This window comes from Paraburkholderia terricola (genome assembly GCF_003330825.1).
GTDB classification, from domain to species: Bacteria; Pseudomonadota; Gammaproteobacteria; order Burkholderiales; family Burkholderiaceae; genus Paraburkholderia; species Paraburkholderia terricola.
In genome coordinates, this window is the sequence record NZ_CP024941.1 from 1,026,748 (window position 1) to 1,038,500 (window position 11,753).

General features: G+C 62.2%; 7 protein-coding genes. 6 read left to right on the forward strand and 1 reads right to left on the reverse strand.

The window, feature by feature from the left end; translation table 11 throughout:
- The first annotated feature begins 258 nt into the window (after positions 1 to 258).
- Positions 259 to 2,520 (forward strand): AAA family ATPase, encoded by a 2,262-nt coding sequence (locus CUJ90_RS04550; RefSeq protein ID WP_114163435.1) that lies wholly within the window; start codon positions 259 to 261, stop codon positions 2,518 to 2,520.
- 756 nt (positions 2,521 to 3,276) lie between these two features.
- Here the strand turns inward: CUJ90_RS04550 and CUJ90_RS04555 are convergent.
- Positions 3,277 to 3,468: a rubredoxin gene (locus CUJ90_RS04555; RefSeq protein ID WP_007175738.1), complete on the reverse strand. Its 192-nt coding sequence runs from the start codon at positions 3,466 to 3,468 to the stop codon at positions 3,277 to 3,279.
- A 317-nt stretch (positions 3,469 to 3,785) separates the two neighbouring features.
- Here CUJ90_RS04555 and CUJ90_RS04560 point away from each other — a divergent pair, with 317 nt between their 5' ends.
- The 5 genes from CUJ90_RS04560 to CUJ90_RS04580 all read left to right on the forward strand — a co-directional run bounded on the left by CUJ90_RS04560 (position 3,786) and on the right by CUJ90_RS04580 (position 11,750).
- A complete protein-coding gene (locus CUJ90_RS04560) occupies positions 3,786 to 4,187 on the forward strand; it encodes a DUF4399 domain-containing protein (protein ID WP_073429475.1) in 402 nt (133 codons plus the stop codon).
- Positions 4,188 to 4,392: 205 nt separating this feature from the next.
- Positions 4,393 to 6,315, forward strand: a complete 1,923-nt coding sequence (locus CUJ90_RS04565) for an ATP-binding cassette domain-containing protein (RefSeq protein ID WP_073429476.1) — start codon at positions 4,393 to 4,395, stop codon at positions 6,313 to 6,315.
- Between the two features lie 325 nt (positions 6,316 to 6,640).
- A complete protein-coding gene (parE, locus tag CUJ90_RS04570; RefSeq protein ID WP_083085292.1) occupies positions 6,641 to 8,626 on the forward strand; it encodes a DNA topoisomerase IV subunit B in 1,986 nt (661 codons plus the stop codon).
- 63 nt (positions 8,627 to 8,689) lie between these two features.
- Positions 8,690 to 11,014, forward strand: coding sequence for a DNA topoisomerase IV subunit A (gene parC / locus CUJ90_RS04575; protein WP_114162079.1), 2,325 nt, complete (start codon positions 8,690 to 8,692; stop codon positions 11,012 to 11,014).
- A gap of 277 nt (positions 11,015 to 11,291) precedes the next feature.
- Positions 11,292 to 11,750 (forward strand): CopD family protein, encoded by a 459-nt coding sequence (locus tag CUJ90_RS04580; protein WP_073429580.1) that lies wholly within the window; start codon positions 11,292 to 11,294, stop codon positions 11,748 to 11,750.
- Positions 11,751 to 11,753: the final 3 nt, after the last annotated feature.

The window sequence follows — 11,753 nt, forward strand, 5'->3', positions numbered from 1 at the left end:
CTGCCGTCGCTCAGGGCTCGTTGGTCGCCAGCGCGTTTCCGGCCTTTACGGCCACTCGCGCAGCGTCGCCAAGTGTTCTCTGTAAAAATCCGCTCTCATGTGGCGCGAACGGGTACGGAGATCCGAAATTCCGGATACCGATCACCCGGCGTGGATGCAGACGCTCAAGTTGGCGTGGATGGTTCCGTTATTATCGAATAATCGGGACCGCAAACCGTGGCTATGGAGACGACGGCATCCGTCGCAGGGAAACAGTCAATGATCGAATCGATCAATATCGCCGATGTCGCGACCTACGCGACGGCACCGCAATCGATGGTAGGGCTTTCGACGATAAACTTCGTTTTCGGCTCCAATGGGTCCGGTAAGACGACTATCTCCCGCGCGATAGCTTGCAGCCCAGGGCATGAGCGATGCTCGGTCGGTTGGAAGACCGGCGTGCCGTTGAAGGCGCTGGTCTACAACCGAGATTTCGTGGAGACGAATTTCGACGCCTCGAAAGAGCTCAAAGGCATCTTCACGCTAGGCGAAGAGAACGTTGATTCTATCGCCAAGCTCGCCGATGCCAAGGTTGCCGTCGAGACCCTGACCAAACGCGTGATCGAGCGGACCGAATCGCTGCAAGGAGCGGACGGTGCGGGCGGTGCGGGCGGATTCCGGGGAAAGCTGGCGGCCTTGGAGAAGTCTTTCCGGGAGACGTGCTGGAAGCAAAAAGTCAAGCACGATGGCAACTTCGCCATGGCGTTCCAGGGCGTTCGTGACGCCGCAGAGAAGTTCAAAACCCGATTGCTGAACGAACGTGAAACCAACAAGGCGACGTTGGCCCCGCTCGAAGAATTACTGAAGAGAGCCGAGACTGTCTTTGGCGACGAGCCTGCGTCCGAGACCACGGTGTCGGCGGTCTCTGGGGTCGCACTGCTCGCGTTTCAAGCCAATACCGTGATGAAAAAGCGCGTCATGGGCAAGCAGGATGTCGACATCGCCGCGATGATAAAGAAGTTGGGAAACAGCGACTGGGTAAAACAAGGCCTGCCGTTCTACGACGCCAATGATTCCGTCTGCCCTTTCTGCCAGCAGGAGATCGAGTCATCGTTCGCGACGAGCTTGGCCGAATACTTCGACGAGAGTTACCTTGCCGAAACGAAAGCCATCAACGATCTCAACGCGGGATACGCCGCCCAGGCGGCTGCTTACATAAACGGCTTGCGCGGGATCTTAGAGAAGCCGTCTAAGTTCATAGACGAGCCTCGCCTGCGCGCGGAAGTCGCTTCGTTGGAAACGCGGTTGCAAACCAACTTGCAGCGACTAGCAGACAAGCAGCGGGAGCCGAGCCTGTCGCTCGAACTCGAAAGCATCTCAACGTCCGTCGAAGCAATCGACCACCTGATCGGCGCCGCAAACAACGAGATTAGCAAGCGAAACGCCCTCGTCGCAAATATTAAGAGCGAGAAGACAGCATTAAGCGCGCAGATTTGGCGCCACTTGATCGACGTAGAACTCAAGGAAGATCTCGCTGCTTACCTAAAGGAGAAGTCGAGCATCAACAAGGCGATTGGGTCGATGGAAGCAGAAATCAAGAAGTCCATCGACGAACGGCGCGACAAGGAGGCCGAGATCGTCGAGCTAGAGAAGGCATCGACGAGTATCCAGCCCACTATCGACGAGATCAACGGGCTGCTCGCCAAGTTCGGCTTCCACGGTTTCAGGCTCGCGCGGGCGACTACCGGGGAACACTACGCCCTCAACCGGGGGAACGGCGCGAATGCCAAACACACTCTCAGCGAGGGCGAACGCACGTTCGTCACCTTCCTGTATTTTTACCATTTGATTAAGGGAAGCAACACAGACACCGGCATTACAGACAATCGAATCGTTGTGTTCGACGACCCCGTGTCGAGTCTCGATAGCGAGATCCTTTTCATCGTCGCGAGCTTGGTCAAATCTATCTTCGACGAGGTGCGTTCGGGCAAATCGCGTATCAAACAGGTTTTCGTGCTCACGCACAACGCGCACTTCCACAAGGAGGTCACGTTCCGCCGAGGCATCAACAGGAAGAATCCGACTGTGGACGAGACGTTTTGGGTTGTTCGAAAATCAGGGCAGGCCTCGCAAGTCGTTCAGCACGCAACGAATCCGATCAAGACGTCGTATGACTTGCTATGGAACGAAGTACGGCAGCCCGATCGCAATAACCTATCGATCCAGAACACACTGCGCAGGATTTTGGAAAGCTATTTCAAAATCCTCGGAGGAGTCGAACTCCATGAACTACCGGATCGGTTCGACGGCGCGGACAAGGTCGCTTGCGCTTCTTTGGTGTCTTGGGTGAACGACGGCTCACACTTCACGCCCGACGACATCAGCTTTGCGCTGGATCAACCCGCCGTCGAGAACTACCTGCGCGTCTTCCGCGCGATTTTTGAAAAGTGGGATCACAGTGCGCACTACCGAATGATGATGGGAAGCGCCTACGTTGAAGATCCGATAGTCCAAGCCTCCGAGCACGATGGCACACACTGATCTCTAGCCTGTCGTCCCACCAAGCCTGCCGCCTCGGCTGTGGGACCCAATTGGCGGTTCCACGATGGCTGGGAGGTGGTATTGCGGTCGTCGTGGCGCCGAAGCGGGCGTTACGCTTGCCGTCCTTGCGGCAGCCCGAAGCGAGCTGTCGTCCACGACTGCTGCCGAATTCCTGCCTTGATTGCCGCAATGCTTATATGCAGGAATTCCGCGCCGTAGCCGTGCCTCCTCGATCTTCCGCTTAGGCCCGGTCGACGATGCGAGGTGCGGTCGACATGTGAATGACAGTTGTCTGGGTTCATGCGACGCTCGAACGTCCGCTTCGGTCCGCCTGTCAATGGCCGTAGATGGCCGATTCTCATCAGACGAGCGCCCAAGCCATGACCGCGGAATAGTCGACCCCGGCACTCGAAAAGGAGGGAGTTTTACGTGCTACAGATTTGATTTGCTACACAGCAGTGGTAGCAATCTCTATCTGACAGGGCCTCGCACCTGTCATTCCACTCCCTGAACTACAGGGAGCAGGACCAAACCAAAACAATCATCGCAATCCGGTTGTCGGACAAGGTCCGCAGTGATCGGCGACTCAAAGTCGCCAGCGAGCGCACAGTATGTCAAACACCCGAGCGCAGGAGGCTGGCTGCGAAGAACGCCAGCTCCGCAAAACAAACGGCCCAGCGGGCATCGCCACCCGGGCCGTGCAAACCACGCCGACGCCTACACAACACAGCGTCCGGCCGCCTCAATCAAGCCGGCTCAGAATTCCACCACCGCGAACTCTGCTTTCCCGACGTCGCACAGCGGGCAGCGCCAATCCTCGGGAATCGCGGCGAAGCGCGTACCCGGCGCGATGCCTTCTTCGGGCAGACCCTCTTCCTCGTTGTAGATCCAGCCGCAAATCAGGCAGACCCAGCTTTTGTATTCCGTCACTTCTATTACTTCGCTCACGACGCACTCTTCTTTGGTTCAATGCAATGATCTGCCAAGTCTGCCCCTTTTTTGGGCATGGCGGCGACCCGCAATATTACCGGAATTCGTCAACCGGGCCGTTGTTTGCCCATGCGGCATTGCGGCAATGCGCCCAAGCCGGCTGAAAGGCCCTGGTCACACACACCGTGTATGCTCTGACTCGCAGCCGAGCTTTCGGCCGGCGCGCGCCGGGCGCCCAGCCTGCACTGCGACGATCGACCTCCGGGCGAGCGGTCCAGCAATCGTCGCCGGCATGGCCCGCGCATGATTTCGTTTGGCAAAAAAGGAGAAAAACGATGTTGAAGAACAAATGGTTGGCCGGTTTCGCGTTGGCCGGGTTGCTTGCCGTATCGGGCGTGGCGCAGGCGGAGGGCGTGTCTTTCGTCCAACCGGCGGACGGCGCGAGCGTCACGAATCCCGTACACGTGGTGTTCGGCGTCGACGGCATGAAGATCGCGCCGGCCGGCACGATGACGGAAGGCACCGGCCATCATCATCTGCTGATCGACGGCAAGGCGCTGCCCAAGGGCGAGGTCATTCCCGCCAACGACAAATCGCTGCACTTCGGCAAGGGCCAAACCGAGACCGACGTGACGCTGCCGCCGGGCGATCACACGCTGACGCTGCAATTCGGCGACGGCGCGCATCGTTCTTACGGCCCCGGCATGAGCAAGACCATCACGGTGCACGTCAAGTAAGCCGCCGCGGGACGCGGCCGGCGCGCGAGCAAGCGCCGTCCGGCCGCGCGTTCCCATCCGCGTCATCGGCATGCAGCCGGTTGCATCGGTCCGCATCCGCCCCGCAAGCCGGCCGTTCGGCCTATCTCTTCCGGCATACAGGCACCAGAGCGTGCGCCCGGTACAATGAGCAGTTCCGACTCATCGCTGTCTTCTCCAATTCTCCATGTCGCTTTACACCATTACCGGGGCCCAACTGGCGTTCGGTCACGTCGCGTTGCTCGATCACGCGGATTTCTCTCTCGAAGCGGGCGAGCGCGTCGGCTTGATCGGCCGCAACGGCGCGGGCAAATCGTCGCTGCTGAAAATCGTCGCCGATCTGATGAAACCCGATGACGGCCTCGTCACGCGCCAGCAGAATCAGACCACGGTCTACGTCCCGCAGGAGCCGGAGTTCGATACGGACGACACGGTGTTCGAAGCGGTCGCCGCCGGTCTCACCCACGCCCGCGCGCTGCTCGACGAATACGACGCGGTCGCCAATCAGCTCGCCGACGAGCCCGAAGGCCCGCAACACGACGCGCTGATGGCGCGCATGAACACGCTGCAATCGTCGCTGGATACGGCGGACGCCTGGAACTGGAGCACGCGCGTGGCCACCACGCTGCAGCAGATCGGTCTGAACGGCGAGGCGCGGGTGGGCGCGCTGTCGGGCGGCATGCAAAAACGCGTCGCGTTGGCGCGTGCGCTGGTGGTGCAGCCGGACGTGCTGCTGCTCGACGAGCCGACCAACCACCTCGACTTCGACGGCATCCGCTGGCTCGAGGATCTGCTGGTCTCGCAGCGCGCGGGCCTGCTTTTCATCACCCACGACCGCGCGTTTCTCGACCGCGTCGCCACGCGCATCGTCGAACTGGATCGCGGGCGGCTGCTGTCGTATCCCGGCAATTTCTCGGCGTACCAGACGCGCAAGGCGCAGCAACTGGAAATCGAGCGCGTCGAAAACGACAAGGCCGACAAGCTGCTCGCGCAGGAAGAAGTGTGGATTCGCAAGGGCGTCGAGGCGCGCCGCACGCGCAGCGTCGGCCGGATCGCGCGGCTCGTGCAGATGCGCAACGAACGCGCCGAGCGCCGCAACGTGCAAGGCAACGTCAAGCTCGACGTGGGCCAGGGCGAGAAATCCGGCAAGATCGTCGCCGAATTGACGGACGTCACCAAGCGCTATGGTTCGCGCACGGTGGTCGACACCTTCACGGCCACGGTGATGCGCGGCGACAAGATCGGCTTCGTCGGTCCGAACGGCGCGGGCAAGACCACGCTGCTCAAGATGATCCTCGGCGAATTGCCGCCGGACGAAGGCACGGTGCGCGTCGGCACCAATCTGCAGGTCGCGTATTTCGACCAGATGCGCGCGCAACTCGACCTGGACAAAAGCCTCGCCGACACCATCAGCCCCGGCAGCGAATGGGTCGAGGTGAACGGCCAGAAAAAGCACGTCATGAGCTATCTCGGCGACTTCCTGTTCGCGCCGGAGCGCGCGCGTTCGCCGGTCAAGTCGCTGTCGGGCGGCGAGCGCAACCGTCTGCTGCTCGCGCGTCTGTTCGCGCGACCGGCCAACGTGCTGGTGCTCGACGAACCGACCAACGACCTCGACATTCCCACGCTCGAACTGCTCGAGGAACTGCTCACCGAGTACGACGGCACGGTGCTGCTGGTCAGCCACGACCGCGCGTTTCTCGACAACGTCGCGACCTCCGTGATTGCGTCCGAAGGCGGCGGCAAGTGGCGCGAATATGTCGGCGGCTTTACGGATTGGCAGATCCAGCGCGACCGCTCGCAGCAACTGGCGGCGCAGGACACGCAGAAGGAAGCCGTCAAGGCGGCGCCGAAAGACAGCGCGGCGGGCCGCAATACGCAGCGCGCCGCCAAGCTGTCGTTCAAGGATCAGCGCGAACTCGACGCGCTGCCGGAAAAAATCGCCGCGCTCGAAGCGGAGCAGAAAACCATCGGCGCGCAGCTCGAAGACGGTTCGGTCTTCGCGAAAGACCCGCAGGAAGGCACCCGTCTGACCGAACGGTATGCCGCGATCGACGAGGAACTGCTGATCGCGCTGGAACGCTGGGACGAGCTGGAAAAGAAGCGCAAGTAACGCGCGGGGGGCGCGCCGCCCCTTGTCCAGACGGCCAATCCCACGTCTGGCGAATTGCCGCCTGTTTCGAAATCAGTAAAATACCCCGCGAACAGGCTTCCCCCGGCGTTCGCACCGGCGTTGACGTTGGCCGGCCGTGAGGCCGGCTATGCGCCGCCGTTGAGCGCGCCAGCCGGAGGCCACGCGACAAAACAGCTTGCCCGCATCGCGGGCACCCCACCTAACCCCGTTGTTTCGTTTCGCTTTTTTAGAAAACTCAACGCATTGTCCACGGACCTGTCCACAGGCGCTGTGGACAACGATGAACCGACGCACCCGAGCAATCATGTCTACGAAAAAGCCAAACGCCGCATATAGCGAAGCGTCGATCAAGGTGTTGAAGGGTCTCGAGCCGGTCAAGCAACGGCCCGGCATGTACACCCGCACCGAAAATCCGCTGCACATCATTCAGGAAGTCATCGACAACGCGTCGGACGAAGCCTTGGGCGGCTACGGCCGGCAAATCACGGTCACGCTGCACGCGGACCATTCGGTCTCGGTCGAGGACGACGGCCGCGGCATTCCGTTCGGCCTGCATCCCGAAGAAGGCGTGCCGGTCGTCGAAATCGTCTACACGCGCCTGCACGCGGGCGGCAAGTTCGATAAAGCCGCCGGCGGCGCGTACACGTTTTCGGGCGGCCTGCACGGCGTCGGCGTGTCGGTCACCAACGCGCTGTCCACGCGCCTCGACGTCACCGTGTGGCGCGACGGCAAGGTCGCCGACCTGAGTTTCGCCAATGGCGACGTCGCCAAGGAACTCACGGTGCGGCCCGCCGCGAAGGGCGAGAAGAAGTCCGGCACGCGCGTCACCGCGTGGGCCAATCCGAAGTACTTCGATTCGCCGAACCTGCCGCTCGGCGAATTGCAACGTCTGCTGCGCTCGAAAGCGGTGCTGCTGCCGGGCGTGGAAGTCACGTTGATCAACGAGAAAACCGGCGAGCAGCAGACGTGGAAATACGAAGACGGTCTGCGCGGCTATCTGCTCGAAGGCATGAACGGCAGCGATCTGCTGATTCCGCTGTTCCAGGGCGAACGCTACGCGGAAAACTCGCGCGCGAACGAAGAGACGTTCGCGGAAGGCGAGGGCGCCGCCTGGGTCGTTGCGTGGAGCGAGGAAGGCACGCTCATGCGCGAGTCCTACGTCAACCTGATTCCGACGCCCGCGGGCGGCACGCACGAAGCGGGCTTGCGCGACGGTCTTTACCAGGCGGTGAAGAGCTTCGTCGAGTTGCACAACCTGCAGCCGAAGGGCGTGAAGCTGCTTGCCGAAGACGTATTCGCGCGCGTGTCGTTCGTGCTGTCCGCGAAGGTGCTTGATCCGCAGTTCCAAGGGCAGATCAAGGAGCGGCTGAATAGCCGCGACGCGGTAAAGCTCGTGTCGTCGTTTGCGCGTCCGGCGCTCGAACTGTGGTTGAACCAGCACGTCGAGCACGGCAAGAAACTCGCGGAGCTCGTCATCAAGCAGGCGCAAGCCCGCACGCGCGCCGGGCAGAAAGTCGAGAAGCGCAAGAGTTCGGGCGTCGCCGTGTTGCCGGGCAAGCTGACCGATTGCGAGTCGACGGAAATCGGCCGCAACGAACTGTTTCTGGTCGAGGGCGACTCGGCGGGCGGCTCCGCGAAGATGGGCCGCGACAAGGAATACCAGGCTATCCTGCCGCTGCGCGGCAAGGTGCTGAACACATGGGAAACCGAGCGTGACCGGCTGTTCGCGAACAACGAGGTGCACGACATTTCGGTGGCGATCGGCGTCGATCCCCATAGCCCGGATGACAAGGTCGATCTGTCGAATCTGCGCTACGGCAAGATCTGCATTCTCTCGGACGCCGACGTCGACGGTTCGCACATTCAGGTGCTCCTGCTCACGCTGTTCTTCAAGCATTTCCCGCAGTTGATCGAGCGCGGGCATGTGTGTGTCGCGCGTCCGCCGCTGTTTCGCGTCGACGCGCCGGCGCGCGGCAAGAAGCCGGCGCAGAAGCTCTACGCGCTCGACGAGGGCGAACTCGAGGCGATCCTCGACAAGCTGCGCAAGGACGGCGTGCGCGATACCCAGTGGTCGATCAGCCGCTTCAAGGGCCTCGGCGAAATGAGCGCGGAACAGTTGTGGGACACCACGATGAACCCCGACACGCGCCGCCTCACGCCGGTGGCGCTCGGCGAGCTCGACTACGACGCCACGGTCGCGCGCATGACCATGCTGATGGGCAAGGGCGAAGCGTCGTCGCGGCGCAGTTGGCTGGAAGAAAAAGGCAACGAAGTGGAAGCGGACATCTGAGCGTTGTCGCAGCGCTCCACCTTCGCACGAAAACTTCACGCCAAACACCGATACGGAATCTAGATGGACGACGACAACACGCTTGATCTTTTCACCGAGCCGCCGCCTCCGGAAGGCGACTTCCTGACGCTCGGCAATTACGCGGAACGCGCGTACCTCGACTACGCGGTGAGCGTGGTCAAGGGCCGCGCGCTGCCGGATGTATGCGACGGCCAGAAGCCGGTGCAGCGCCGCATCCTGTACGCGATGAACGAGATGGGCCTCGGCGACAACGCGAAGCCGGTCAAGTCGGCGCGCGTGGTCGGCGACGTGCTCGGCAAGTATCACCCGCACGGCGACCAGTCGGCATACGACGCGCTGGTGCGTCTCGCCCAAGATTTTTCGATGCGCTATCCGCTGATCGACGGCCAGGGCAACTTCGGTTCGCGCGACGGCGACGGCGCGGCGGCGATGCGCTACACCGAGGCGCGTCTCACGCCGATCGCCAAACTGCTGCTCGACGAGATCGACCAGGGCACGGTCGATTTCATGCCGAACTACGACGGCTCGTCACAGGAACCGAGGCTGTTGCCCGGCCGCCTGCCGTTCGTGTTGCTGAACGGCGCCTCCGGCATTGCGGTGGGACTCGCGACGGAAATCCCCTCGCACAATCTGCGCGAAGTCGCGGCGGCGGCGGTTGCGATGATCCGCAATCCGAAGATCCAGCACGCCGAGTTGATGCAGCACATCGCCGGGCCCGACTTCCCCGGCGGCGGCCAGATCATTTCGAGCGAAGCCGAAATTTCCGCCGCCTATGAAACCGGCCGCGGCAGCCTGAAGGTGCGCGCCCGCTGGAAGATCGAGGAACTCGCGCGCGGGCAGTGGCAACTCGTGATCACCGAACTGCCGCCGAATACGGCCACGCAGAAGGTGCTCGAGGAAATCGAAGAACAGACCAACCCGAAAATCAAGCTCGGCAAGAAGGCGCTCACGCCCGAACAACTTCAGACCAGGCAGACCATGCTCGGCTTGCTCGACGCGGTGCGCGACGAGTCGGGCCGCGATGCGCCGGTGCGCCTGGTCTTCGAGCCGAAGTCGAGCCGCATCGATCAGACGGAGTTCGTCAATTCACTGCTCGCGCATACCAGCCTCGAATCGAATGCGTCGCTCAACATGGTGATGGTGGGCGGCGACGGCCGGCCGCGTCAGAAGGGCTTGAGCGAAGTCCTGCACGAGTGGATCGCGTTCCGCTTCGCGACGGTCACGCGCCGCACGCGTCATCGTTTGCAAAAGGTCGACGACCGGATTCACATCCTCGAAGGCCGGATGATCGTCTTTTTGAACATCGACAAAGTCATCCGCATCATTCGTGAATCCGACGAACCGAAGGTCGCGTTGATGGCCGCGTTCGGCTTGTCCGATCGCCAGGCCGAGGACATTCTCGAAATCCGCTTGCGTCAATTGGCGCGGCTCGAGAAGATCAAGATCGAAAAGGAACTGTCCGAGTTGCGCGACGAGAAGGCCAGGCTCGAGGAACTGCTCGGCAGTGAATCGGCAATGAAGCGCCTGCTCATCAGGGAAATCGAAGCCGACGCGAAGCAATACGGCGACGAGCGCCGCACGCTGATCCAGCAGGAAAAGCGCGCGACGTTCGAAGCGCGCGTGGTCGACGAACCGGTTACCGTGGTGGTGTCGCAGAAGGGTTGGGTGCGCGCGCTGAAGGGCCACGGCCTGGACACGGCCGGCTTCACGTTCAAGGCCGGCGACGGTCTTTATGCGGCGTTCCAATGCCGCACGCCGGATACGCTGGTCGCGTGGGGCAGCAATGGCCGCGTGTATTCGGTGGCGGTGGCGCTGCTGCCGGGCGGCCGGGGCGACGGCGTGCCGGTCACGTCGTTGATCGAACTCGAGTCCGGCAGCCATCTGATGCATTACTACGCGGCTGCCGCGGATCAGGCGCTGCTGCTCGCGTCGAGCAATGGCTTTGGCTTTATCGCCAGGGTCGGCGATATGGTGAGCCGCGTGAAGGCGGGCAAGTCGTTCATGACGATCGACGCCGGCGCCGCGCCGCTCGCACCGATGCCGATGCTGCCGGACGCCACGCACATAGCGTGTCTATCGTCGGGCGGGCGTGTGCTGGTGTTCGGTCTCGACGAAATGAAGACGCTCTCGGGCGGCGGACGCGGCGTCACGCTGATGGGGCTCGACGACAAGGAAACGCTGTCGCAGGCGCTGGCGATCAACCATGCGGGTGTCATGCTGATTGGTACGCGCCGCGGCGGCCGTCTCGACGAAGAGAAGCTGAGCGGGGCGGCGCTCACACCGCATATCGGCAAGCGGGCGCGCAAGGGGCGCACGCCCGAGAGCAAGCTGAAGCTCGAGGGAATGCGTCCGGTGCTGGCCGCGTGACATAAGCGCGTGACGTAACGTAAAACGCAGCGCGAAACGCGGCGTAAAACGCAGCAACGCGGCGCGCGCCACGACACATCGAGCGCGCGCCGTGCGCAGTGGAATTTCGAGGGCAACGCGTCGCCGTATCGCGGCGCGCTGCATTAAAACTAGAAAGAATGTCAGAACGCCATCGGCGCAGGAACTGCACACATAGCGTGCGGTCGAACGCGCTCAGTAGCCGCTGCTAATAGCATTCGGCATAAGCGGTATGGCGTCGTCGGCAGAGGAAAACAACATGAACAAGGCTATCGAACTCGCGCTCTTTCTGCATCTGCTCGCGGTTGCAGTGTGGGTCGGCGGAATGGTGTTCGCACATTTCTGTTTGCGTCCGGCCATTGCCGATCTATCGCCGCAATTGCGCCTGCCTCTGTGGGAATCGGTGTTCGGCCGCTTCTTCAACTGGGTCGCCGCGTCGGTGCTGGTGATTCTCCTCACGGGCGGTTTCCTGCTGATGCAATTCGGCGGCGGTCGCGCAACCTGGCCGCTGCATGCAATGGCCGGCATCGGCATCGTGATGATGCTGATCTTCGGCCACATCCGCTTCGCTGTGTTTCCGCGCATTCGTCGCGCGGTGCAGGCGCAAAAATGGCCGGACGGCGCGCAGGCGGTCGGCACGATCCGGCGCCTCGTGCTGATCAATATCGTGCTGGGCGTGGTGACGATCGGCGTCGCGGTGCTCTCGCGCGGATTCTGAGCG